Source organism: Streptomyces sp. NPDC090106 (assembly GCF_044747265.1).
Classification (GTDB): domain Bacteria; phylum Actinomycetota; class Actinomycetes; order Streptomycetales; family Streptomycetaceae; genus Streptomyces.
Genome location: NZ_JBIVDS010000008.1, coordinates 188,947 through 213,268 on the forward strand (window position 1 = coordinate 188,947; position 24,322 = coordinate 213,268).

At 72.8% G+C, this 24,322-nt stretch carries 19 protein-coding genes; 12 read left to right on the plus strand and 7 right to left on the minus strand.

Going from position 1 to position 24,322, the window contains the following annotated elements; genetic code table 11:
- Positions 1-41 precede the first annotated feature (41 nt).
- The 4 genes from ACIPSE_RS25930 (at position 42) to ACIPSE_RS25945 (ending at position 6,039) form a co-directional block, all read left to right on the plus strand.
- The gene (locus tag ACIPSE_RS25930; RefSeq protein WP_401666478.1) at positions 42-1,256 is read left to right on the plus strand and encodes an acetyl-CoA C-acetyltransferase; all 1,215 of its coding nucleotides are present in this window, start codon (positions 42-44) and stop codon (positions 1,254-1,256) included.
- Between the two features lie 40 nt (positions 1,257-1,296).
- Entirely contained in the window at positions 1,297-3,477 is a 2,181-nt protein-coding gene (locus ACIPSE_RS25935) for a 3-hydroxyacyl-CoA dehydrogenase NAD-binding domain-containing protein (RefSeq protein WP_401666480.1), read from the plus strand.
- 129 nt (positions 3,478-3,606) lie between these two features.
- Complete coding sequence (locus tag ACIPSE_RS25940; protein ID WP_401666483.1) at positions 3,607-5,235, plus strand: thiamine pyrophosphate-binding protein; 1,629 nt, start codon at positions 3,607-3,609, stop codon at positions 5,233-5,235.
- Positions 5,236-5,295: 60 nt separating this feature from the next.
- Positions 5,296-6,039 (plus strand): IclR family transcriptional regulator, encoded by a 744-nt coding sequence (locus tag ACIPSE_RS25945; RefSeq protein WP_401666486.1) that lies wholly within the window; start codon positions 5,296-5,298, stop codon positions 6,037-6,039.
- Positions 6,040-6,088: 49 nt separating this feature from the next.
- Here the strand turns inward: ACIPSE_RS25945 and ACIPSE_RS25950 are convergent, their stop codons facing one another.
- The 3 genes from ACIPSE_RS25950 to ACIPSE_RS25960 are packed head-to-tail and all read right to left on the minus strand — an operon-like array spanning position 6,089 to position 9,706.
- Positions 6,089-7,561: a sugar ABC transporter ATP-binding protein gene (locus ACIPSE_RS25950; RefSeq protein WP_401666488.1), complete on the minus strand. Its 1,473-nt coding sequence runs from the start codon at positions 7,559-7,561 to the stop codon at positions 6,089-6,091.
- Position 7,562: 1 nt separating this feature from the next.
- Positions 7,563-8,633 carry a sugar ABC transporter substrate-binding protein gene (locus ACIPSE_RS25955; protein ID WP_401666491.1) on the minus strand — a complete coding sequence of 357 codons (1,071 nt, stop codon included), beginning with the start codon at positions 8,631-8,633 and terminating at the stop codon, positions 7,563-7,565.
- A gap of 38 nt (positions 8,634-8,671) precedes the next feature.
- Complete coding sequence (locus ACIPSE_RS25960) at positions 8,672-9,706, minus strand: ABC transporter permease (protein WP_401666494.1); 1,035 nt, start codon at positions 9,704-9,706, stop codon at positions 8,672-8,674.
- A gap of 138 nt (positions 9,707-9,844) precedes the next feature.
- On the opposite strand from ACIPSE_RS25960, the gene ACIPSE_RS25965 reads away from it, so the two are divergent.
- The gene (locus ACIPSE_RS25965) at positions 9,845-10,570 is read left to right on the plus strand and encodes an SDR family NAD(P)-dependent oxidoreductase (RefSeq protein ID WP_401666497.1); all 726 of its coding nucleotides are present in this window, start codon (positions 9,845-9,847) and stop codon (positions 10,568-10,570) included.
- Here ACIPSE_RS25965 and ACIPSE_RS25970 read toward each other — a convergent pair.
- The gene (locus ACIPSE_RS25970; protein ID WP_401666500.1) at positions 10,547-11,323 is read right to left on the minus strand and encodes a MerR family transcriptional regulator; all 777 of its coding nucleotides are present in this window, start codon (positions 11,321-11,323) and stop codon (positions 10,547-10,549) included. The two genes, ACIPSE_RS25965 and ACIPSE_RS25970, sit on opposite strands and share 24 nt — an antisense overlap.
- A gap of 98 nt (positions 11,324-11,421) precedes the next feature.
- On the opposite strand from ACIPSE_RS25970, the gene ACIPSE_RS25975 reads away from it, so the two are divergent.
- Both ACIPSE_RS25975 and ACIPSE_RS25980 read left to right on the plus strand, forming a co-directional pair.
- Complete coding sequence (locus ACIPSE_RS25975; protein WP_401666503.1) at positions 11,422-11,937, plus strand: macro domain-containing protein; 516 nt, start codon at positions 11,422-11,424, stop codon at positions 11,935-11,937.
- Between the two features lie 50 nt (positions 11,938-11,987).
- Positions 11,988-12,461, plus strand: a complete 474-nt coding sequence (locus tag ACIPSE_RS25980; RefSeq protein WP_401666505.1) for a hypothetical protein — start codon at positions 11,988-11,990, stop codon at positions 12,459-12,461.
- Between the two features lie 51 nt (positions 12,462-12,512).
- On the opposite strand, the gene ACIPSE_RS25985 is transcribed toward ACIPSE_RS25980, so the two are convergent.
- Positions 12,513-14,018 (minus strand): M1 family metallopeptidase, encoded by a 1,506-nt coding sequence (locus ACIPSE_RS25985; RefSeq protein WP_401666507.1) that lies wholly within the window; start codon positions 14,016-14,018, stop codon positions 12,513-12,515.
- Between the two features lie 184 nt (positions 14,019-14,202).
- Between ACIPSE_RS25985 and ACIPSE_RS25990 the strand changes: the two genes are divergently transcribed.
- From ACIPSE_RS25990 to ACIPSE_RS26000, 3 genes are all read left to right on the plus strand, one after another.
- Positions 14,203-16,152 carry a Xaa-Pro dipeptidyl-peptidase gene (locus tag ACIPSE_RS25990; RefSeq protein WP_401666509.1) on the plus strand — a complete coding sequence of 650 codons (1,950 nt, stop codon included), beginning with the start codon at positions 14,203-14,205 and terminating at the stop codon, positions 16,150-16,152.
- A gap of 38 nt (positions 16,153-16,190) precedes the next feature.
- Positions 16,191-17,438 (plus strand): M14 family metallocarboxypeptidase, encoded by a 1,248-nt coding sequence (locus ACIPSE_RS25995; RefSeq protein ID WP_401667244.1) that lies wholly within the window; start codon positions 16,191-16,193, stop codon positions 17,436-17,438.
- Positions 17,439-17,523: 85 nt separating this feature from the next.
- Complete coding sequence (locus ACIPSE_RS26000) at positions 17,524-19,242, plus strand: BCCT family transporter (RefSeq protein ID WP_401666512.1); 1,719 nt, start codon at positions 17,524-17,526, stop codon at positions 19,240-19,242.
- Between the two features lie 72 nt (positions 19,243-19,314).
- Here the strand turns inward: ACIPSE_RS26000 and ACIPSE_RS26005 are convergent, their stop codons facing one another.
- Positions 19,315-20,292 (minus strand): FAD-dependent oxidoreductase, encoded by a 978-nt coding sequence (locus ACIPSE_RS26005; RefSeq protein ID WP_401666515.1) that lies wholly within the window; start codon positions 20,290-20,292, stop codon positions 19,315-19,317.
- Between the two features lie 66 nt (positions 20,293-20,358).
- Between ACIPSE_RS26005 and ACIPSE_RS26010 the strand changes: the two genes are divergently transcribed.
- On the plus strand, positions 20,359-21,381 hold the full coding sequence (locus ACIPSE_RS26010; RefSeq protein ID WP_401666518.1) for an oxidoreductase: 1,023 nt from the start codon (positions 20,359-20,361) through the stop codon (positions 21,379-21,381).
- Positions 21,382-21,448: 67 nt separating this feature from the next.
- Here the strand turns inward: ACIPSE_RS26010 and ACIPSE_RS26015 are convergent, their stop codons facing one another.
- Positions 21,449-22,369: a peptidoglycan-binding protein gene (locus ACIPSE_RS26015; protein WP_401666520.1), complete on the minus strand. Its 921-nt coding sequence runs from the start codon at positions 22,367-22,369 to the stop codon at positions 21,449-21,451.
- 237 nt (positions 22,370-22,606) lie between these two features.
- Between ACIPSE_RS26015 and ACIPSE_RS26020 the strand changes: the two genes are divergently transcribed.
- Complete coding sequence (locus tag ACIPSE_RS26020; RefSeq protein ID WP_401666523.1) at positions 22,607-24,250, plus strand: ABC-F family ATP-binding cassette domain-containing protein; 1,644 nt, start codon at positions 22,607-22,609, stop codon at positions 24,248-24,250.
- Positions 24,251-24,322: the final 72 nt, after the last annotated feature.

The following is a 24,322-nucleotide window of genomic DNA, read 5'->3' on the forward strand; positions in this document are numbered from 1 at the left end:
GCCCGCACCCTCACCCCTCGACCACCCTCGAAAGGCCTCCTGTGAGCACCGAAGCGTACGTGTACGACGCGATCCGCACCCCGCGCGGCCGTGGCAAGGCGAACGGAGCCCTGCACGGCACCAAGCCCATCGACCTGGTCGTCGGGCTCATCCACGAGATCCGCGGCCGTTTCCCGGACCTGGACCCCGCCGCGATCGACGACGTCGTGCTCGGCGTGGTCGGCCCGGTCGGCGACCAGGGTTCCGACATCGCCCGGATCGCCGCCGTCGCCGCGGGCCTGCCCGACACCGTCGCGGGCGTCCAGGAGAACCGCTTCTGTGCCTCGGGCCTGGAAGCCGTCAACATGGCCGCCGCCAAGGTGCGTTCGGGCTGGGAGGACCTCGTCCTCGCGGGTGGCGTGGAGTCCATGTCCCGGGTGCCGATGGCCTCGGACGGCGGCGCCTGGTTCAACGACCCGATGACCAACCTCGCCGTCAACTTCGTGCCCCAGGGCATCGGCGCCGACCTCATCGCCACCATCGAGGGCTTCTCCCGCCGGGACGTCGACGAGTACGCCGCCCTGTCCCAGGAGCGCGCCGCGAACGCCATGAAGGACGGCCGCTTCGACCGCTCGGTCGTCCCCGTCAAGGACCGCAGCGGACTCGTCGTCCTCGACCACGACGAGTTCCCGCGCCCCGGCACCACCGCCGACTCCCTCGCGAAGCTCAAGCCGTCCTTCGCGGACATCGGCGACCTCGGCGGCTTCGACGCCGTCGCCCTCCAGAAGTACCACTGGGTCGAGAGGATCGACCACGTCCACCACGCGGGCAACTCCTCCGGCATCGTCGACGGCGCCTCGCTCGTCGCGATCGGCTCCCAGGAGGTCGGCGAGCGCTACGGGCTCACCCCGCGCGCGCGGATCGTCTCCGCGGCCGTCTCCGGCTCCGAGCCCACCATCATGCTCACCGGCCCCGCGCCCGCCACCCGCAAGGCCCTCGCCAAGGCCGGGCTGACCATCGACGACATCGACCTCGTCGAGATCAACGAGGCGTTCGCGGCGGTCGTCCTGCGCTTCGTGAAGGACATGGGCCTGTCCCTGGACAAGGTCAACGTCAACGGCGGCGCCATCGCCCTCGGCCACCCCCTCGGCGCGACCGGCGCGATGATCCTCGGCACGCTCGTCGACGAACTGGAGCGCCAGGACAAGCGGTACGGCCTCGCCACCCTGTGCGTGGGCGGCGGCATGGGCATCGCCACCATCGTCGAGCGCATCTGACCCCCTGACGGATACGACGGATCACACGGAGCCCTTCCCCATGAGCACTCAGTCCACCACCATCCGCTGGGAACAGGACCGCGACGGCGTCGTCACCCTCGTCCTCGACGACCCCGACCAGTCCGCGAACACCATGAACCAGGCGTTCCGCGACTCCCTCGCGCACGTCACCGACCGCCTGGAGGCCGAGAAGGACTCCGTCCGCGGCGTCATCATCACCTCCGCCAAGAAGACTTTCTTCGCCGGCGGCGACCTGCGCGACCTCATCCGGGTCACCCCGGACACCGCGCAGGCCCTTTTCGACGGCGGCCTGGCCATCAAGCGGAACCTGCGCCGCATCGAGACCCTCGGCAAGCCGGTCGTCGCCGCGATGAACGGCGCGGCCCTGGGCGGCGGTTACGAGATCGCCCTCGCCTGCCACCACCGCGTGGCCCTCGACGCGCCCGGCTCCAAGATCGGCTGCCCCGAGGTCACCCTCGGCCTGCTGCCCGGCGGTGGCGGCATCGCCCGCACCGTCCGCCTCCTCGGCATCACCGACGCGCTCCTCAAGGTCCTCCTCCAGGGCACCCAGTACAGCCCGCGGCGCGCCCTGGACAACGGCCTCGTCGACGACGTCGCCACCAGCCGCGAGGAACTCCTCGCCAAGGCCCGCGCGTTCATCGAGGCGAACCCCGAGTCCCGGCAGCCCTGGGACCGGCCCGGCTACCGCATCCCCGGCGGCACCCCCGCCCACCCCAAGTTCGCCGCCAACCTGCCCGCGTTCCCCGCCAACCTGCGCAAGCAGACCGGCGGTGCCCCCTACCCGGCACCCCGCAACATCCTCGCGGCGGCCGTCGAGGGCGCCCAGGTCGACTTCGAGACCGCGCAGGTCATCGAGGCCCGCTACTTCGTCGAACTGGCCGCGGGCCAGACGTCGAAGAACATGATCCAGGCGTTCTTCTTCGACCTCCAGGCCGTGAACTCCGGCGCCAACCGCCCCCAGGGCACCGCGCCGCGCCAGGTCCGCAAGGTCGCCGTCCTCGGCGCCGGGATGATGGGCGCGGGCATCGCCTACTCGTGCGCCCGCGCCGGCATCGACGTCGTCCTCAAGGACGTGTCGCCGGAGTCCGCGGCCAAGGGCAAGGCCTACTCCGAGAAGCTGTGCGCGAAGGCCGTGAGCCGGGGCCGGACGACCCAGGAGAAGGCGGACGCGCTCCTCGCCCGCATCACGCCCACCGCCGACCCGCGGGACGTCGCCGGCTGCGACGCGGTCATCGAGGCGGTGTTCGAGAACCCGGAGCTCAAGCACAAGGTCTTCCAGGAGATCCAGCACCTGGTCGACCCGGACGCGCTGCTCTGCTCCAACACCTCCACCCTCCCGATCACCGCCCTGGCCGAAGGCGTCGACCGCCAGGCCGACTTCATCGGGCTGCACTTCTTCTCGCCCGTCGACAAGATGCCCCTCGTCGAGATCATCAAGGGCGAGAAGACCGGCGACGAGGCCCTCGCCCGCGCCTTCGACCTGGTCCGGCAGATCAAGAAGACGCCGATCGTCGTCAACGACTCCCGCGGCTTCTTCACCTCCCGCGTGATCGGCCACTTCATCAACGAGGGCGTCGCGATGGTCGGCGAGGGCATCGAGCCCGCCTCCGTCGAGCAGGCCGCGGCCCAGGCCGGCTACCCGGCGAAGGTCCTCTCCCTGATGGACGAGCTGACCCTGACCCTCCCGCGCAAGATCCGCAACGAGTCCAAGCGGGCCGTGGAGGAGGCGGGAGGCACCTGGCCCACCCACCCCGCCGAGGCCGTCATCGACCGCATGGTCGACGAGTTCGACCGCCCCGGACGCAGCGGCGGCGCCGGCTTCTACGACTACGACGAGAACGGCAAGCGCGCCGCCCTGTGGCCGGGCCTGCGCGAGCACTTCACCCGCGAGGGCGCCGCGATCCCCTTCCGGGACATGCAGGAGCGCATGCTCTTCTCCGAGGCACTCGACACCGTCAAGCTCCTGGAGGAGGGCGTCCTGACCTCGGTCGCCGACGCCAACATCGGCTCGATCTTCGGCATCGGCTTCCCCGGCTGGACAGGCGGCGTCCTCCAGTACATCAACGGCTACGAGGGGGGCCTGCCCGGATTCGTGGCACGCGCGCGGGAACTCGCCGAGCGCTACGGCGACCGCTTCACCCCGCCCGCGCTGCTCGTCGAGAAGGCCGACCAGGGGGAGACCTTCACCGACGGCCGCTGACGGCCCTTCACGCCCGCCGGAGGCGTGCCGCTCGTACCGCTGAGCGACACGCCCCGCTTGCTCCGCGGGGGACGGTGCGCCGACGCTGACCGGCGACACGGTCCCCGTCCCCCCCCCGAGGAGCCCCCCATGGGAACCCGTCCCGCCCTCGCCTTCCTCGACATCCTGCGCGACGAGGGCGTGGACCGGATCTTCGGCAACCCCGGCACCACCGAACTGCCCTTCCTCGCCGCGCTCGCCGAGGCCGCGGACGCCCCCGCGTACGTCCTCGGCGTGCACGAGGGCGCCGTCGTCTCCATGGCCGACGGATACGCGCGCGCCACCGGCCGCCCGGCCTTCGTGAGCCTGCACATCGCCGCGGGCCTCGCCAACGGCCTCATCGGGCTGCTCAACGCCCGCCGCTCCCGCACCCCGCTCGTCGTCACCGCGGGCCAGCAGGACCGCCGCCACCTCCAGCAGGACCCGATGCTCTCCGGCGACCTCGTCGCCCTCGCCCGCCCCGCGGTCAAGGCGGCGTACGACGTCCAGCACGCCCGCGACCTCCCCCTCGCCCTGCGCCGCGCCTTCGCGCTCGCCGTACGGCCGCCCGCCGGGCCGGTGTTCCTGTCCATCCCGATGGACCTCCTCGCCGAGGACACCGAGGTCGACGTCCCCGCCCGCACCCCGGCACCCCCGCGGGGACCGGCCCCCGGCATCGAACGCGCCGCCGTCCTGCTCGGCGGCGCCGCGCGCCCCGCGATCGTCGCCGGTGACGGAGTCGGCCGCGAGGACGCCGTCGGCGCGCTGGTCCGCGCCGCCGAGGCGGCCGGGGCGACCGTCCACCACCAGCCGATGGCCGACTGCCTCGACTTCCCCACCACCCACCCCCTGTACGCCGGGATGCTGCCGCCCCGCCACGACGCGATCCGCGCCGCGCTCGCCCACCACGACGTCGTCCTCATCGCCGGAGCCCACGCCTTCACCCCCCACCACTACCGCCCCGGCCCGGCCCTGCCGCCCGGCACCACCGTCGTCCAGCTCGACTCCGACCCCGACGAGATCGGCCGCAACTTCGCCGCCGAGGCGGGCCTGGTGGGCGCCCTCGGACCGTCCCTGCACCGGCTCGCCGACCTCGTCCGCGAACGCGTGCCCGCCCACACCGCCACGGGCCGCGTCCTGCGCGCCGGCGAACGCCACACCGCCGACCGCGACCGCGCCGAGTCCGCGGCCCTCGCCGCCTACTCCGACGCCCCGCTCGCGCCCTGGGCCGCCGCCCACGCCGTCGCCCGGGGCCTGCCGCCCGAGGCGGCCGTCGTCGAGGAGGCCATCACCGTCGGACTGCTGCTGCGCCGCCTGGTACGACTGGACCGGCCCGGCAGCTACACCCACACCGTCGGCGGCGGCCTGGGCTGGGGCATCGGCGCCGCCGTCGGCCGCGCCCTCGCCGACCCCGGACGGCCCGTGGTCGCCGTACTCGGCGACGGCTGCACCCTGTTCGGCCTCCAGGGCCTGTGGAGCGCCGCCCGCCAGAACGCCCCCGTCCTGTTCGTCGTCATGAACAACGGCGCCTACCGCACCCTCCAGGACACCTATGCCTCCCTCGGCGCCCCCGGACCCTGCCCCGGCACCGACCTCGGTCCCCTCGACTTCACCCGCGCGGCGGAGTTCTTCGGAGTGGACGCGGTGCGGGCGCGGAGCGCCGGGCATCTGCGCGAACTGGTCTCCGGGGCAGGGGAGTTGACCGGGCCGCTGCTGGTCGACGTACCGCTCGGCAAGTGATCCGCCACTCACCGCGACCGGCATCTTGTCACCCGGTACCCGAGCCACCACCATCGGTCCATGACGGACGCTCCCCTGCCCAGGTCGGTGCTCGCGCGAGGGGTGTCGCTGCTGCGTGCCTGCGGGGACTCCGGCACCGCGCTGACGCTCGCCGAACTCGCCGCGCGCAGCGGCCTGCCCAAGCCGACGGTGCACCGGCTCCTCGGTGAGCTGGTCCGCCTGGGGCTGGTCGAGCGGACCGCGGAGGGGAGTTACCGCATCGGCCTCGGACTGTTCGTGCTGGGCCAGTCGGCCCCGTCCGTGGGCGAGTTGAGGGACGCCGCGCTGCCGTACCTGGGCGACCTCCACGAAGCGACGCACGAGAACGTGCACCTCGCCGTGCCCGACGGCGCCGACACCCTGTTCCTGGAGAAGGTGACCGGCCGCCGGGCCACCCCGATCGTCTCCCGCACCGGAGGGCGGCTGCCCGCCCACTGCACGGCCACCGGCAAGGTCTTCCTCGCCCAGGATCCGCGGCCCCCGTACCGCGGGACGCTCGTCCGGCTCACGCCCCGCACCCTCGTCCTGCCCGGGCAGCTCGCCCGCGACCTGGCCCTCACCCGGGCCCGGGGCTTCGGGGTGAACCTGGAGGAGGCCGAGATCGGGGTCTCGGCGGTGGCCGCCCCCGTCTACGCCGTCGACCGCGGGCCCCGCCCGATCGCCGCGATCTCGGTGACCGGCGGCACCCGCCGCCTGGACGTGGACCGGGTCGGCGCGAGCGTCTGCGCGGCGGCCAGAGCCCTCACCCGCACCCTGTCCGCCTGAGGTCCTGAGCGGGGCGGCCTCAGGGAGGTGCCGCCCTGGGGGAGCGGCGTCAGCCCGCCGACGCGCCCTGCTGCATCGCCACCGCCAGGTCGTGCTCCGTGAGACGGGCGCCGTGCACCTCGACGGTGATGCGGCCCCGGACGAACACCAGGACGCGGTCGCACACCTCCGTCAGCTCCGCCAGGTCCGTCGAGGCGAGCAGGACGGCCGCGCCGCCCGCCGCCAACTCGCCCACGATGCGGTGCATCTCCGCCCGTACGCCGACGTCCACCCCGCGCGTCGGGTCGTCGAGGACGACGATCCTCGGGTCGGTGGCCAGCCACTTCGCGAACACGACCTTCTGCTGATTGCCGCCCGACAGCCGGGCCACCACATCGTGCGGACCGCCCCGCAGCCGCAGGCGGTCGGTCAACTCCACCGTGCGGCGCACGAGTTCGGACCGGGAAGGGGCGATCCCGCCCCGGCCGAGGGCCAGCCAGCTCACCGACGTCGTGTTCTCCCACACCTCCCGGTCCACCATCAGTCCGTACCGCTTCCGGTCGCTCGGCACGAACGCCACCCCCGAACGCACCGCGCCCCGCAGCGAGCGCGGCAGCCCCCGGCCGCCGACGTCCACCCGGCCCGCCGAGACGTCCGCGCGCCCGCACACCACCGCCAACGCGTCCAGATGGCCCGCCCCTTGCAGCCCCGCGACCCCGACGACCTCACCCGCCCGCACGGTGAACGTCACATCGGCGAGCCGCCCCGGCACGCTCACCTCCGACAGCACGACCGGAGGCGGCAGGTCGACCACGGCACGCCTGCGCCGCTCCGGCTGCTCGGGACGGCCGCCCAGCATCGCCGACACCAGCTCCGGCACGTCCACCTCCTCGCGCGGCTCACCGGGGAGCGCGACCCGCCCGTCCCGCAGGACCGTCACCCGCTGGGCGAGCCGCATGACCTCCTCCAGGAAGTGGGTGACGTACAGGACGGCGATGCCCCGCCCGGTCAGGGTGCGCAGCACGCCTTCGAGCCGGTCCACGGCGGCGGCCGGGAGCGCCGACGTCGGCTCGTCGAGCACCAGCAGCCGGGGGCGGCGCAGCAGGGCCCGCGCGATCTCCGTCAACTGCTGGTCGGCGAGCGTGAGTTCGCCGAGCTCCTGGCCGAGGTCGACCTCCAGCCCGAGTTCTGCCAGGACGGGCCGGGCCGCCCGGTCCATGGCCCCCCGGTCGAGCAGCCCGAAGCGGCGCGGCGGCCGGTGGGGGAAGAGGTTCTCGCGGACCGTCAGGTCGGGGAAGAGGCTCAACTCCTGGGACACGGTGGCGATCCGGGTGTCCCGGGCCAGCCGGACCACCCCCTCGTCCGCCGCCAGCGACCCCGAGACGATCCGCACCAGCGTGGACTTGCCCGCGCCGTTCTCCCCGACCAGCGCGTGCACCTCGCCGCCCCGCAGCCTGAGCCCGGCCCCGTCCAGGGCCCGGACACCGCCGTACGACTTGACCAGGCCCTGGGCGACGAGGATGTCGCCGTGCTGCTCCCTCATCTCAGCGGGCGTCCTTCAAGGGGTGCATCTGCGCGTCCTGGTCGCCGAGCAGCTTGTCGATCGTCGGCTTGTACCAGTCGTACGCCGCCTCCGGGGTCTTCTGCCGGGCGATGATCTCGTCGATGTTGGACGCGTCGACGACGCCGCCGGGGGAGAGGAACCACCCCTTCGGCAGCTTCCCGTCGTTGTCGCGGACCGACTCGATGAGGATCGCCGTCGAGAGATAGCCCTTGAGGAAGTGCTGCGGGTCGATGGCGACGAAGTTGGAGCCGTCCTTGACCGCCTCCAGGGTCTTCGGGTCGACGTCGAAGCCCGCCGTCAGCCACTTCCCGCCCTTCTGCTGCTTGATCTTGGCGAGGTTGTAGCTGTCGGCGTCCCCCACACCGAGGAACGCGAGGGCGTCCGGGTGCGCGTTGACCTGCGCGGACCAGGAGGAGTAGTTCTGGCCCGGGTCGCTGTACGTCTGGAAGGGGCCGACGATCTCGACGTTCGGCGCCTGCTTCTCGAAGGTGTCCTTGATGCCCTGCGCCCGGCTGTCCAGCACCGGCGTACCGGGGTTGGGCACACCGATCGCGACCTCGCCCCTCGGATCGTCGCCGAGCCGCTCCAGGGCCTCCTTCGCCATCAGCTCGCCCAGCGCGTAGTTGTCGTTGCCGACGTAGAACTCCACCTTGCTGCCGTCGGTGGGGGAGGTGTCCAGGGCGACGATCGGGATGCCCTTGTCGACGGCCTGGGCGGCGGGGCGGGTGAAGATCGGCGGGTCGAGGTTCTCCAGGACGATGCCGTCCTTGGCGGTCGCGGTGAGGTTCTGGAAGAGCTGGACCTCGGCGGGGCCGTCGGTGTTGGGCGGGCCGACCGCCTTGAAGTCGACGTCCTTGGCATGGCCGGCGGCGCTCTCCGCCCCGAGCACCATCTCGTGGGCGAAGTTGAGGGAGATGTTGGCCACCGCGATGCCCATCTCCAGCTTGCCGCCCCCGCTGCCGGCGTCGTCGCCGTCACCGCACCCGGAGGCGGCGCCGAGCAGGACCAGGGCGCCGAGAGCGGCGGCCACCGAACGGAATCGACGATGCATCAGGGGCCTCCTAGGCACGGCTCTGTCGGGCACGGCTCTCATTGACGGCGCCGCCCGGTCCGGCGCAGCGCGCTGTCCGCCGCGACGGCGACGAGGATGACCCCGCCGGTCGCGAACGACGTCCAGTTGATGGGTACTTCGAAGAAGACGAGCCCGGCGGCCACCACCGACAGGATCATCGCGCCCGCCACCGCGCCGACCACCGAACCCCGCCCCCCGGCCAGCGGGGTGCCGCCGATGATGCACGCGGCGATGGCCTGGAGCTCGTAGCCCTGGCCCAGGGTCGGGTCGCCCGCGCCGTAGAAGGCGAGGGCCATGGTGGCGGCGCACGCGGTGGTCAGCCCGGAGAGCGCGAGGGCCTGGACGCGGGTGCGGACGACCGGGATGCCGCTGAACGCGGCGGCGTCGGGGTTGGACCCGATCGCCCGCACCCGGGCCCCGAAGCGGGTGCGGGCGAGCACCAGGGCCAGGACGACGACCACCGTCAGCAGCACCCACAGCGCGAACGGCACCCCGCCCGGATCGCCGCCCGCGAAGGTGAAGAACGAGTCGTCGAGCGGCAGATCGGTGATCTGCTTGCCGTCGGCGAGGGCCAGCCCGACGCCCCGGAACAGCATCAGGGTGCCCAGCGTGACGATGAACGACGGCAGCGCCAGCAGGGTCGTCACGAGCGCGTTGAACACGCCCAGGAGGATGCCGGTGAGCAGCATCGCCGGCACCGCCAGCCAGGGCGGCCACCCGTCCCGTACCAGCAGCGCCCCGACGACCAGCACCATCGCGTACGTCCCGCCGACCGACAGGTCCACCTCCCGCATGGCGAGCGCGAAGACCATCCCGCACGCCATCAGGGAGATGTAGACGGAGTTGTGCGCGGTGGACAGCAGGTTGCCGGTGTCGAGGAAGTCCGGGTAGGGGATGCCGATCCCCAGCACCAGCAGCGTCAGCACGATCAGGACACCCAGCTCGTCCCGCACCAGGCGGCGCGACAGCGGCCACCGCGGGCGGCGCCGTCCGCCGTCCTCCGGTTCGCGGGCGCGCTCGGCGTCGTCCACGGCACGCTCGGTGTTGGTCATCGGGTGCGGCTCCCGTACGGCTGCTGGCGCTGGGGTCGCTGCGCAGCGTCGGCCCCGGCGGGCCGGGCGGCAACACGGGCGTTCCAGCGAGTGGAATGCGCCCTTGCCGCGGCCCCGACGGGTCACCACACTCGCCCCATGGAGACGCGTACCGCCCTGGTGACCGGAGCGGCACAGGGCCTCGGGCAGGAGTTCGCCGTGGCGCTCGCCGGGCGCGGCTACCGGGTCGCGGGGCTCGACCTGGTGCCGCAGCCGCAGACCGCGGACAGGATCCTCGACTACGTCGAGCTGGTCGCCGACGTGACCGACGAGGACGGCGTCCGGGCCGGTCTCGAACGCGTCATCGACCGGTTCGGCACGCTGCACGTCGTCGTCAACAACGCGGGCGTCTACCCGGCCGCGCCCTTCGAGGAGGTCACCGCCGAGGAGTGGCGGCACGTCATGCGCGTCAACCTGGAGGCGCCGTTCCTGGTCGTCCGGGCCGCGCTGCCGTACCTGAAGGCCGCCGGATGGGGCCGGATCGTCAACGTCGCCTCCGCGGCCGTGTTCACCGCGCCGCCCGTGATGGTCCCCTATGTCGCCTCGAAGATGGGCCTCATCGGCTTCACCCGCGCCCTCGCCTCGGCGCTCGCCCCGGACGGCATCACCGTCAACGCCATCGCGCCCACCATGGTCCGCACCGCCACCGCCGAGCGCACGGTGGGCGCCGCCGGCGGCTTCGAGCACGTCCGCGACCAGCAGGCCGTGCGGCGCACGCAGGAACCGGCCGACCTGGTCTCCACGCTGCTGTACGTCGTCGACGAGGGCAGCGGCTTCCTGACCGGCCAGACCCTCAACGTGTCAGGAGGCTCCGCCTACCTCTGACGCCCCTGACGCCCCTGACGCCCCTGGCGCCCCTGGCGCCTCCGAGCCGTCCGCCGGCACCGAGCCGTCCATCCACCCGTCGAGCTCCTCCTTCAGGGAGCGCTGGAAGGCGGTCAGCAGCGCCTGCACCACGATCGGGTGCATGTGCGCGGACAGCGACCGCACGGCCCGGGTCTCCCGCTCGGACACCTCCCCGCGGAACAGCTCCGCCAGTTCGTGCGCCGCCCCGCGCGCGTGCTCCACGAGAACGTTCCGCGCGGCGAGGATCGACTCCTGCGACAGCGGTACGTCGAGCAGCCGCACGCCGAGCCGCAGCGGCCCCGTGTCGAAGCGGAAGGCGTCGCCGTCGGGCCGTACGACGCCCATCGCGGCCAGCCGCCGCACGTCGTCGTCGGTCAGCGGCCGTCCCGCGTGGCGCTCCAGCTCCCGGCGGTCCGTCGTCTCCGTGGTGTCCGGCGCCCAGGAGGCCACGACCGCGCGGTGGATCGCCAGCTCCCGCGCGCTCAGGCCGGGCGGCAACTGCCGTACGTACCGTTCGATCGCCGCGAGCGTCATGCCCTGCTGCTGGAGCTCCTCGATGAGCTCCAGGCGCGCCAGATGCCCGTCGCCGTAGCGGCCCACCCGGCGGGCGCCGATCACCGGCGGCGGGAGCAGCCCCTTGGTGCTGTAGAACCGCACCGTACGGACGGTGACACCCGCCTGCGCGGCCAGCTCGTCGATCGTGAGCGTCTGCTCTGCGGAGTCGGTCGTCATGTGGAGCAGTATCGCTGTCTCACCACCACTGTGACACCGGATCGGACCGGCCCGGCCGGTCCGGGGGCGTTGTCAGTGGCGGCGCCTACGGTGGGGGTGTGCCGGAGATCGCTTACATCAGGGGGGACGCCACCGCGCCGTCGGTGAAGGGCGTCAAGGTGATCGCCCATGTCTGCAACGACATCGGGGGATGGGGGAAGGGCTTCGTGCTGGCCGTCTCCCGGCGCTGGCCGGAACCGGAGGCCGCCTACCGGGCCTGGCACCGGGGCCGCGCGGGGAACGACTTCGGGCTGGGCGCCGCCCAGTTCGTGCGGGTCGAGCCGTACGTGTGGGTCGCCAACCTCATAGGGCAGCGCGGCATCCGTACCGGCAGCAAGGGCGTCCCGGTGCGCTACGAGGCGATCGACACCGCTCTCACGGCGCTCGCCGGCAAGGCGCTGGAACTCGGCGCCTCCGTCCACATGCCCCGCATCGGCTGTGGTCTGGCCGGCGGCACGTGGTCGCGGGTCGAACCGCTCGTGCGCGACCGGCTCGTCGCGCGGGGCGTCGCGGTGACCGTCTACGACCACGGGGACCGACCGGACCGTAGGCCGAATGCCGGTTCCCGGCCGTGATCGGCTTGGAGGAGCGGTGGGGCACGGGCGCGGTCGGGTAGGGGAGGGGCATGAGACTCATTCCCCTGGACATCGGTCCGATGAACCCCCAGGTCGAGGATCTCGTCTACAGCCTGGCCCTGTTCACCGTCTGCTTCCTGTGCGTGGTCTCGATGCTGCGCCGGGTCAACCGGGTCCTGGCGGAGCGCGAGCGGGCCACGGACGGGGCGGCCAGGCAGGCCGAGGAGATCCGCGCCCGCGCTCTCGAAGAGCGCGCCAAGGCCCGGGACGTGCTGGCCGAGGGCCGGCACGAGGCCGCGCGCATCCGCTCGCGGGCCGAGGCGGAGGGCGCCGTCCTCATCGCCGACGCCCGCGCCGAGGGGGTGCGTGAGCGCGACGCGCTCCTCGCCGAGGCGGCCACCCGCCTGGAGTCCGACCTCGCCGCCGCGCGCACCGAACTCCAGCGGGACCTCCCGCACCTGGCCGCCGCCCTGGCCGGCCGGGTGCTGGGCGAACCGGTCGGCCCCGGGGCGCGCGCGAGCTGAGAGGCGTGGGTCCGGCCGGTCCGGGCGCGGGGCCCGGACCGGCCGGCCGGGTCAGTGCCCGTGCACGTCGTTCGTGGCCGCGATCCGCTTCCACGACTTCGGCTGTGCGGGCACCGACTTCGCCAGGGCCGCGGCGGAGGAACCGGACGTGCCGGACAGCGCGGGCGCGGCCGGCTTCGACGGCTGGAACAGCCACGTGTCGAACAGCGCCGCCAGCGACCGCCCGGACACCTCCTCCGCGTACGCCCGGAAGTCGGCGACCGACGCGTTGCCGTACCGGTACTTCTGCGGCCAGCCCTTCAGCACCGTGAAGAACGCGTCGTCGCCGATCTCGTTCCGCAGCGCCTGAAGGGCGAGCGCGCCCCGGTCGTACACGGCGATGTCGAACTGGTTCTCGGGACCCGGGTCACCGGGCTTCACCGTCCAGAACGCGTCGTCGGCCGGGTGCGAGGCGTACACGTAGTCGGCGAGCTCCTGCGCGGTGCCCTCGTCCTCGTGCTCGGACCACAGCCACTGCGCGTAGCGGGCGAAGCCCTCGTTGATCCAGATGTCCTTCCAGCCCTTGACGGACACGCTGTCGCCGTACCACTGGTGCGCCAGCTCGTGCACGACCACCGAGGTGTTGGAGCCGTTCGCGAACTGCCGCGGGCTGTAGTACACGCGGGTCTGCGTCTCCAGCGCGTACCCGGTGGTCGTGTTCGGGACGTACCCGCCCACCGCGCTGAAGGGGTACGGGCCGAAGTACCCGGTCAGCCAGTCGGCGATCTCCCCGCTCCGCTCGACGCTCGCCCGCGCGGCACCGGCGTTGCCGCCGAGGTCCGTGCTGTAGGCGTTGACGACCGGGATGCCGCCCTCGCTCGTCCCGGTCGTCACGTCGAACCGGCCGACCGCGAGCGTGGCGAGATACGTGGCCTGCGGCTTGTCGGACCGCCAGTTCCAGCGCGTCCAGCCGAGCCGTGAACTCGTCGACTGGAGCGTGCCGTTGGAGATCGCCTGAGTGCCGTCCGGGACGAGCACGGACACGTCGTAGGTGGCCTTGTCGAGCGGGTGGTCGTTACTCGGGAACCACCACCACGCCGACTCGGGCTCGTTCGCGCCGACACCGCCGTCCGGGGTGCGGTGCCAGCTCGTGAAGCCGTACGCCTGCTTCGACGAGGGCACCCCGCTGTACCGGACCACCACGGTGACGTCCGTGCCCTTGGCGAGCGGGGTCCTCGGGGTGATCTCCAGCTCGTGCTCGCCTGAGGTCGTGAAGGCGGCCTTGGCGCCGTTGACCCGCACTTCACTGACGTCCAGCAGGAAGTCCAGGTCGAACCGCGACAGATCCTCGGTGGTGCGGGCCAGGACGGTCGCGGTGCCCTCCAACTCGTCCGTCGCCGGCTGGTACTTGAGCCGCAGGTCGTAGTGCGAGACGTCGTAGCCGCCGTTGCCGTAGGCCGGGTAGTAGGGATCGCCGATGCCCGGGGCGCCGGGGGAGTGGCTCGCGGCCGATGCCGGGATCGCCAGCAGGACGGACGCGGCGGCCAGTGCGCCCGGCGCCAGGATTGTGCGGTGCACGAAAGCTCCAAGTCGTTGGGGACCGAAGTCTGTTCGCAGCCTATTGAGTGGCTGTGGACCCGTCCGTGTCCACACGCGCCGCTGTCACACGATCGCCATTCGGCCGACACGAGCTTCCAGGAACCGTTTCCCGTCCCGAACGGCCCCCTTTTGCGCACGAGTTGACCGCAGTACCGTCCGGCGCATGCCGATAAGCACGCGCTTCACGATCTGGAGAACGCTCGCGACCGCGGCCACCGCCGCCCTGCTGGCCGCCTTCCTCACCCCCACAGCCGCCCAGGCCGCCCCCCGCGAGAGCCTGCCGGTCTACTCGTACGACGACGCGATCCGCGAGGCCGTCTGGGTCGACACCGGCCGCGACGGCGACGGCGACGGGCGGACCGACCGGGTCGCCGTCGACATCGTCCGGCCCCGTGAACCCGCCGCCCAGGGCCGCAAGGTGCCGGTCATCATGGACGCCAGCCCGTACTACTCCTGCTGCGGGCGCGGCAACGAAGGCCAGAAGAAGACGTACGACGCGGACGGCGACGTCGTCCAGATGCCGCTCTTCTACGACAACTACTTCGTGCCCCGCGGCTACGCGTTCGTCGGCGTCGACCTCGCCGGCACCAACCGCTCCGACGGCTGCGAGGACGTCGGTGGCGCCAACGAGGTCCGTTCCGCCAAGTCCGTCGTCGACTGGCTCAACGGCCGCGCGAAGGCGTACACCACCCGTACCGGCACCACCCCGGCCGACGCGGGCTGGACCAACGGCAGAACCGGCATGATCGGCAAGAGCTGGGACGGCACCATCGCCAACGCCGTCGCCGCCACCGGCGTACGGGGCCTGCGGACGATCGTCCCGATCAGCGCGATATCCAGCTGGTACGACTACTACTTCCAGCAGGGCGCCCCCCTCTACGACTCCGGCCCCGACTGGCTCTCCGACTACGTCAGCAGCCCCGCCTCCAAGGCGAAGTGCGCCACCGTCCGCCAGCGCCTGGTCGACGAGGCCCCGCGCACCGGCGACCTGACCGGCCTGTGGAGCGAGCGCGACTACGTCAAGGACGCCGGGAAGGTACGGGCGAGCGTCTTCGCGATCCACGGCATGCAGGACCTCAACGTCCGCACCAAGCACCTCGGCCAGTGGTGGGACGCCCTCGCCGCGCACGGCGTCGAGCGCAAGCTGTGGCTCTCCCAGACCGGCCACGTCGACCCCTTCGACTTCCGCCGCGCCGAGTGGGTCGACACCCTGCACCGCTGGTTCGACCACGAACTCCTCGGCTACGACAACGGCATCGACCGCGAACCGATGGCCGACGTCGAACGCCACCCCGACCAGTGGGAGACCTCCCGGGTCTGGCCCCCGCGCGGCACCGCGGCCACCATCCTGCGCCCCGCGACCGGCACGCAGCCGGGCGTCGGCACCCTCGGCCTCACCCGCGCCCGGGGCACCGAGACCTTCACCGACGACCCGGCGCTGAGCGAGACCGACTGGGCGGCCCGGATCGACACGTCCACGCCCGACAAGGCGGGCTTCGTCACCGGAGCCCTCACCGAGGACCTGCGGATCTCCGGCTCCTCCCAGGTCACCGTCACCGCCACCCCCACCACCGCGACGGCCCACCTCTCCGCCGTCCTCGTCGACCTCGGCCCCGACACCGTCCGTGACTACGCGGCGAGCGGCGAGGGCATCACCACGCTCACCGACCGCACCTGCTGGGGCGCGAGCACGGCGGGCGACAGCGCCTGCTTCAAGGAGACCGAGGCGAGGACCGCCGACGTCGCCCACACGGTCGTCAGCCGGGGTTGGGCCGATCTGGGGACCTACGCGAACCCCGGCAAGGGCGTCCCGCTCACCCCGGGCAGGGCCTACACCCTGACCATCGACCTCGCGGCGACCGACCACGTCGTCCCGGCCGGGCACCGGCTCGCGCTGATCGTCGCGGGCACCGACAAGGACCTCATCGACCCGCCCTCCACCCGGCCGACGCTGACGCTCGACCTGTCCCGTACGTCCGCCCGGGTCCCGCTCGTCGGCGGCAGGGCGGCCTTCGCGGACGCCACCGAGGGCGCGGCGGCGGTGACGCCCCAGGCGCGCGACGGCCTCCGCGCCCCGACGGCCGCGCGGCGCGTCCCGGGGGAGGACCGGTGAGCCCGGCCGCGGAGCCGGTCCGCCGGGCGGGAGCGCCGCTGGTCCGGGCCGTCGTCGCGCTCGCCACGGCTGCCCTCGGCGCGTCCGCGCTCGCCGTGCCCGCGCACGCGGCCCCGGCGCCGCCCCGTACCGGCTTCGAGCAGTCGGACGGGGCCCGCTGGACGGGCCAGGACGAGGAGCGCGACTTCCTGGCGGCGATCGACGCGGCGAGCGACCGGGTCGCGGTCACCCGCATCGGCACGACGCTCCAGGACCGCCCCCTGCGCATGGTCCGGCTGGGCCGGCCCACCGCCCCCGACAAGGTGCTCCTCGTGTGCAGCCAGCACGGCGACGAGCCCTCCGGCCGCGAGGCCTGCCTCACCACGATCCGCGACCTCGCCCACGCCCGGGACCCGGCGACCCGTCGCTTCCTCGACCGCACCACCCTGCTCGTCGTCCCCACCGCCAACCCCGACGGGCGGGCCGCCGACACCCGGGGCAACAGCGACGGCGTCGACGTCAACCGCGACCACCTCGCGCTGCGCACGGCCGAGGCACGCGCCCTGGCCGCCGTGATCAGAGACCAACGTCCGGACGTCGTCTACGACTTGCACGAGTACTCCGCGACGCCCCCGTACTACGACAAGGACCTCTTCGACCTCTGGCCCCGCAACCTCAACACCGACCCGGCCGTCCACGACGAGGCCCGGCTGCTGTCGGGTGCGTACGTCCGCCCCGCGGCCGGTGACGCCGGCTACTCGACCGGCACGTACGGCATCTGGACCGACCCGGTCACCGGCGACCCGATCCGGCAGACCGCCGGGGACGGGCAGGAACGCATCCTGCGCAACATGTCCGGCGTCAAGCACGCCGTCGGCCTGCTCATCGAGAGCCGCGTCGACGCGCTGAACGGCGTCGGCGAGGCGGAGAACAACCGGCGCCGGGTGGACTCCCAACTCGCCGCCCTCGACGGCCTGTTCGCCTTCGCCGACGAACGGCGCGGCCCGCTCGGGGCGGCGACCGGGGCGGCTCGCGTCGCCGGACTCGCCGACACCGGCCCCGTCTACGTCGGCGGTGCCGACAACGACCCGGCCGGGGAGGCCGAGGTGATCCAGGACCCGCCCTGCGGCTACCGGCTCACCGCCGAGCAGTACGCGGAGGTCAAGGACGAACTCGCCCTGCACGGAGTGCGGACGCGCGGCACGTACGTCCCGCTCCGCCAGTCCCTGCGCGCCCTCGTGCCGTTGCTCCTCGACGAGCGCGCGGCGTACCACCTCACGGTCGGTGAACCCGACACCGACTGCTGAAAGGGGAGGGAACCGCGGCACCTGTGATAGGTCGTACGTTCACGACGTACAGGGTTTTTCGGTGGTTTCGGAAAAGGTGCCGCATATGACAGAGAACTTGAATGAAACGGGCGGCCGGGGGGACCCTTCGGGGACTCCCGGTCCCCGCTCCGACGGTCCTGAGGCCACGGACCGTGTGGTGTTCGGCGTCACCGCCGTCATCACCGTGGCCTTCGTGATCTGGGGCTGGGCCGCCACCGACTCGCTGGAGAGCGTCTCCACCCGGATGCTCAACGGACTGATCCACAACGGCGGTTGGGCCTTCATGCTGGCGGCCTCCGGGTTCGTGGTGTTTGCCCTGTGGCTGGCGATCAGCCGCTACGGCCGGATCCACCTCGGCGCCGAGGGCGAGGAACCGGAGTTCCGCACCGTCTCCTGGGTCGCGATGATGTTCAGCGCGGGCATGGGCATCGGCCTGATGTTCTACGGCGTCAGCGAACCCCTCGCGCACTACACCGACCCGCCCCCGGGCACCGACCCCGCCGACTCCGCCGAACGCATGGAGACGGCGATGGCCACCACCCTCTTCCACTGGACGCTGCACCCCTGGGCGATCTACGCGGTCGTCGGGCTCGCCATCGCCTACAGCACCTACCGCAAGCGCCGCCGCCAGACCATCAGCGCGGTCTTCACCCCGCTGATCGGCGAACGCCACGCGCACGGCACCCCGGGTCGGGTCATCGACGTCCTCGCGATCATCGCCACCGTCTTCGGCTCCGCCGCCTCCCTCGGCCTCGGCGCCCTCCAGATCGGCTCCGGGTTCCAGGAACTGGACTGGATGGACGACGTGAGCACCGGTCTGCTCGTCACGATCATCGCCGTCCTGACCCTGGCCTTCGTCGCCTCCGCCATCTCCGGCGTGGAGCGCGGCATCCAGTGGCTGTCCAACATCAACATGGTGCTGGCGCTGATCCTCGCCGTGTTCGTGTTCGTCGCGGGCCCCACGATCATCGTCCTCGACCTGCTGCCCACCTCGGTCTTCGCCTACCTCGGCGACCTGCCCCAGCTCGCCGGACGCACCGAGGCGAGCGGCGGCGAGGGCGTCGCCGAGTGGCTCGGCAGCTGGACGGTCTTCTACTGGGCCTGGTGGATCTCGTGGACGCCCTTCGTCGGCATGTTCATCGCCCGCATCAGCCGGGGCCGCACCATCCGCCAGTTCGTCGGCGGCGTGATCCTCGTCCCCAGCACCGTCAGCCTGATCTGGTTCGCGATCTTCGGCGGTACGGCGATGAAGGTGAAGGAGGGCGGCGGACTGGCGGGCAAGGACACCCCGGAGGGCCAACTCTTCGGTCTGCTCCAGGAGTTCCCGATCGCCACGGCCACCAGCCTGCTCGTGATGATCCTCGTCGGCATCTTCTTCGTCTCCGGTGCCGACGCCGCCTCCATCGTCATGGGCACCCTCTCCCAGCGCGGCGCCCTCGAACCCGGCCGGTTCGTCGTGGTGTTCTGGGGTGTGGTCACCGGTGCGGTCGCCGCCATCATGCTGCTCGTCGGCAGCGGCCAGGGCGACGCCCTCACGGGCCTGCAGAACCTCACGATCCTCGCCGCCGCCCCCTTCGTCCTCGTCATGATCGGCATGTGCGTCGCCCTCATGCGCGACCTGCGCCGCGACCCCGTCATCGTCCGCGGCGAGATGGGCAGCGAGGCCGTCGAACTCGCCGTGATCGAGGGCCACAAGAAGTACGACGGCGAGTTCGAGATCAAGGTCGGCCCCGGACCGGGCACGGAGACGGAGGGCGACCCGCTCGGCCACGACCACGGCTGAGCCCACCGGAGGAAGCCACGACGCCGCCCGCTCCCGCACCCCGCGGCCACCGAAGTGAGCCTGCGGCGCCCGCTACGGCGTCGCCCCCGGCGGGGCCGGCCGGGCGGTGACGAGATCGGCCGCCTCCCGCGCACACCCCCAGGCCACCGTCACCCCGGCCCCGCCGTGCCCGTAGTTGTGCACCAGCACCCGCCCGTCCGGCAGGAGTTCACGCTCCAGCCGGACCGCGGGACGGGCGGGCCGCAGCCCCACCCGGTGCGCCAGCACCCGCGCCCCCGCGACCTCGGGCACCAGCGCCGCGCACCGCTCCACGATCGCCTCGGCCACGCCCGGATCGGGCTCCGTGGACCAGACGTCGTCCTCCGCCGTACCGCCCAGGACCAGCCGGTCGGGGTGCGGGAAGACGTACGCCATCCGCTCATGGTCGGTGCCCGACACCAGCCACGTCCGCACCCCGGGGTTCTCCACCACGACCAACTGCCCCCGCACGGGCCGCACCGACGGGTCCGGCACCAGCTCCCGCGCCCCCAGCCCCGTGCAGTTGACGACGACAGCCGCGTCCACGTCCGCGAGCCCGGACACCTCCCGTGTCTCCACCACGCCGCCCGCGTCGGTCAACCGCCCCACCAGCCACGGCAGATGCACCGCCATGTCGATCAACGGCAGCCGCGCCCACAGCCCGCCCCCGGGACACTCCGCCCCGGTCGCCGCCCGCACCCCGGGCAGCCGCCCGGACACCCACGCCTTGCCCTCGTCCAGCGACTCCCCGCCCATGACCCCTTCGACCAGGCGTACGCCACTGCGGTCCGCGTCCGCCGCCAGTTCCTCGTACACGTCCAGCGACCGCAGCGCCCAGTCCCGCGCCGTCACCACCGGCTCGATCCGGTACGGCCACCATAACGCCCCGGCAACCGCCGAGGTGGTGCGCTCCACGGGGTCCCGCGTCCACACCCGCACCCGGTGCCCCCGCTCCGCGAGCACCACGGCGGACGTCAGCCCGACCACCCCGCCACCGACAACGACGACATCCCCGCTCAGCTCACCGTCCACGCCCGGACGTTAGCGGAATGTCCCATCCCGTGCGCAGAGGGCGCTTGCTGAGGGAATACTCACACCATGTCTGCCGAGTACGCGACCTTCGGTCTGGCCCCGGCGATGCGTGCCGGTGGAGTCCTCGTCAACGGTGACTACCAGGTCCACCGTGACTTCGTGGACTTCATCGTCGACGGCCGCCCGTTGCTCTTCCAGCTCTCCGACCTCGACGCCGTCTCCCCGCTCGCCTCCGACGTCCCGCCCGCCATCTTCACCGCCCAGGTCCGCAGCCTCCTGCTGGAGACGGACGCCCCGCTTCCGGGCGGCCGGTACGTCGTCTACGGCTGCCCCGAGTGCGAGGACCTCGCCTGCGGGGCGGTCACCGCCGTCATCGAGAAGGACGGCGGCGACTTCATCTGGCGGGACTTCGCCTGGCAGACCGACCCGCACGCCGACCTGGAACTCAACGGCTACCACGGCATAGGGCCGTTCCGGTTCCGCGGGCCCGAGTACCGCGACGCCCTCGACTCCCTGCTCGCCCCCGGCACCGAGAGCCCGCGCCGCCGGGTCCTGCTCATCGGCGCCCGCGTCGCCCTGCTCGCCAAGCTGGCCGCCGCCCTGCGCACCATCGGCATCGGCGCCGACATCACCCACGGCGCCGACGACGTCCCCGCCGACGAACTGCGCTCCTACGGCGCCGTCGCCTTCGGCCGCGGCATCGGCGCGGCCGAACGCACCGCCGTACGCGGCGCCTTCGACCGCGCCGGGGTCGACGTGGCCTACGTCGACGGACTCGCCCCGATCGTCCCCCTGCTCGTCGCCCAGATCGAGAACGCCCTCGACCGCAGCCCGCACGACCAGCGCCGGCTGACCCGGCTGGTGGCCGCCGACGGCGAGGCGGGTGTCGAGGTCACCTCGCCCTGCCGGGTGCGCCTCACGGCGTACCGCCTGGACCGGCTGTTCCGTCCGCACGCGCAGGAGGTCTTCGACGGCGTGCTGGAGGCCGGCCGGCACCGCATCGCACTCGACGCCAAGGCGGTCAAGGGCGCCTCGTACGTGGTGGCCCGGACCTCGGGCAGCGTGCTGGTGGAGGCGATGGCGCACTGAGACCCCCGTGGCGGCGGGGGGCCGCCCGGTCCCACGGACCGGGTCCGGGTCCGGTTCCGCGTCCCGGTCAGGAGAACAGCAGCCGCCAGGTCAGCGGGCCCGGCGTACCGTCCGCGTCGCCGCGCAGCTGCTTGTTCGACTTCTGGAAGTCCCGCACGTTCAGCCGGTCCGCCTCGCCCCACGTCCGGCTCGGGCCGACCCGGTAGTGGTCGCCGAACCCGCGCTTGACGAGCTGTTTGCCGAGCTGGAGGACGTACTTGTTCGTCGCGCCGGCCGTGAAGTACTTGCGCCCCGGGAAGGCGGGCACCTTCGGCCTGGCGGGCGTGGAGGCGGAGGAGGTGTCGTCGTCCTCCACGTCCAGCTCGGCCTTGGCGTACTTCACCAGCCGCCCGAAGTCGATCGCTCCCGGGTCGCCGTGGACGTTCTCGACGACGTGCAGATGCCCGCAGATCCCCTTGAACCTCTTCCACTCGGCGGCCGTCATCCGCGCCCCGCTGCCCGTGCCGTACGACCCCGGGTAGGCGGGCCACTGCCCGGGGCCCGACAGCCGCACCCCGTGCTCCTCGTGCATCCAGGCCAGGAAGCGGGCCACACCCCGCAGCGCCCAGTCCGGGGCGTCCGGCCAGTGGATGTGCGCCTGCCCCGCCGCCAGCCACTTCTTGTGCGTTCTCGGGTCGCAGGTGCCCACCAGCTCCACCTGGCAGACGTTGTTCGTGTTGGTCTCCGCCCCGCCGCGCAGATTCACCAGCGCCCGGGAGGAGGTCTCGACGTCGAAGTGCTGATACCACCGCAGCTTCTTCGCGGCCAGGTCCGGTACGGCCGTCAGGTTCGGCGCGGAGGAGCCACCGCCGTAGCCGGGCAGGGTGCGCCCCTCGGTGGTGTGCAGGACGACGACGTCCACCTCCATCGCGTCACCGCCGAAGTCGTCCTGGTACCAGTTGGCCCGGCTCGCGCCGGGGAAACGCTGGGGACCGGTCTTGGTGCTCATCACAGACTCCTGGGAGGGATACGTCGGTCGAGGGGTCGTGCCTCGTTCGAAGCGCCGTGCGGCGTAACGAAGTGCACCGCACAACGACGGTCCGCGTCAGGGAAATGGCCCGATACGTCACATGTGCGAACCCGTATTCCGCCCGCGAGCCGGAGCGGACGCGCCGGAACACCGGAGGGTGCCGCACGGAACTCGGGCGGAGGCCCGCCGGCCGCGCTCGCTAGGATCAGCCCCCTGATGACTGCCACTCTCGTCGCCAAGAACCTCGCCGCCGGCCACGGCGACCGCTCGCTCTTCTCCGGGCTCGACCTCGTCGTCGCGCCCGGCGACGTCATCGGGCTCGTCGGCGCCAACGGCGCGGGCAAGTCCACGCTCCTGCGCCTGCTCGCCGGACTGACCAGGCCGGAGGAGGGGGAGCTGCGGCTGTCCCCGCCGACCGCGACCGTCGGCCACCTCCCGCAGGAGCCGGAGCGCCGCCCCGGCGAGTCGATCCGCGACTTCCTCGCCCGCCGCACCGGCGTCGCCGAGGCCCAGCGGCTGATGGACGAGGCGACCCAGGCCCTCGTCGACGGCGCCACCGGCGCGGACGACGCCTACGCGACCAGCCTGGAACGCTGGCTCGACCTCGGCGGCGCCGACCTCGACGAGCGGGCCGAGGAGGTCACCGGCTCCCTCGGCCTCGCGGTCGGCCTCGACCAGCCGATGACGTCCCTGTCCGGCGGCCAGGCGGCCCGGGCCGGACTCGCCTCCCTGCTCCTGTCCCGCTACGACGTCTTCCTCCTCGACGAGCCCACCAACGACCTCGACCTCGACGGCCTGGACCGCCTGGAGGCCTTCGTCCGCGGGCTGCGCGCCGGCACGGTCGTCGTCAGCCACGACCGCGAGTTCCTCACCCGCACCGTCACCAAGGTCCTCGAACTCGACCTCGCCCAGGGCCGGATCAACCTCTACGGCGGCGGCTACGAGGCCTACCTGGAGGAGCGCGACGTCGCCCGCAGGCACGCCCGCGACGACTACGAGGAGTACGCCGACAAGAAGGCCGCCCTCCAGGACCGCGCCCAGATGCAGCGCTCCTGGATGGACAAGGGCGTCAAGAACGCCCGCCGCAAGGCGAGCAACGACAACGACAAGATCGGCCGCAAGTTCCGCAGCGAGGCCAGCGAGAAGCAGGCCGCCAAGGCCCGCCAGACCCAGCGCATGATCGAGCGCCTGGACGTCGTCGAGGAGCCGCGCAAGGAGTGGGAACTGCGCATGGAGATCGCCTCCGCGCCCCGCTCCGGCTCGGTCGTCGCCACCCTGCGCGACGCCGAGGTGCGGCGCGACGGCTTCACCCTCGGACCGGTGTCCCTCCAGCTCGACTGGGCGGACCGGGTCGCGGTGACCGGCGCCAACGGCGCGGGCAAGTCGACCCTGCTGGGCGCCCTGCTCGGCCGGGTGCCGCTGACCTCCGGCCAGGCGTCCCTCGGCTCCGGCGTCCTGATCGGCGAGGTCGACCAGGCCCGCGCGCTCTTCCACGGCGAGGAGTCGCTCATCGACGCGTTCTGCGCGGCCGTCCCGGACACCGAACGGGGCGAGGTGCGCACCCTGCTCGCCAAGTTCGGCCTCAAGGCGGACCACGTCCTGCGCCCGGCCGCGACCCTGTCACCGGGGGAGCGGACCCGGGCCGCCCTGGCCCTGCTCCAGGGCCGCGGCGTCAACCTCCTGGTCCTGGACGAGCCGACGAACCACCTGGACCTGCCGGCGATCGAACAGCTGGAGTCGGCGCTCGACGCCTACGAGGGCACGCTCCTGCTGGTCACCCACGACCGCAGGATGCTGGACGCGGTCCGGGTGACCCGCCGCCTGGAGGTGGCGGCGGGCAAGGTGACGGAATCCCGCTAGGCCCTGTCTTCACATCCCCCTCTGCCCCGCGGCGCCCGGCACGCACTCTCGCTGCACCGGGCACAGACCCAA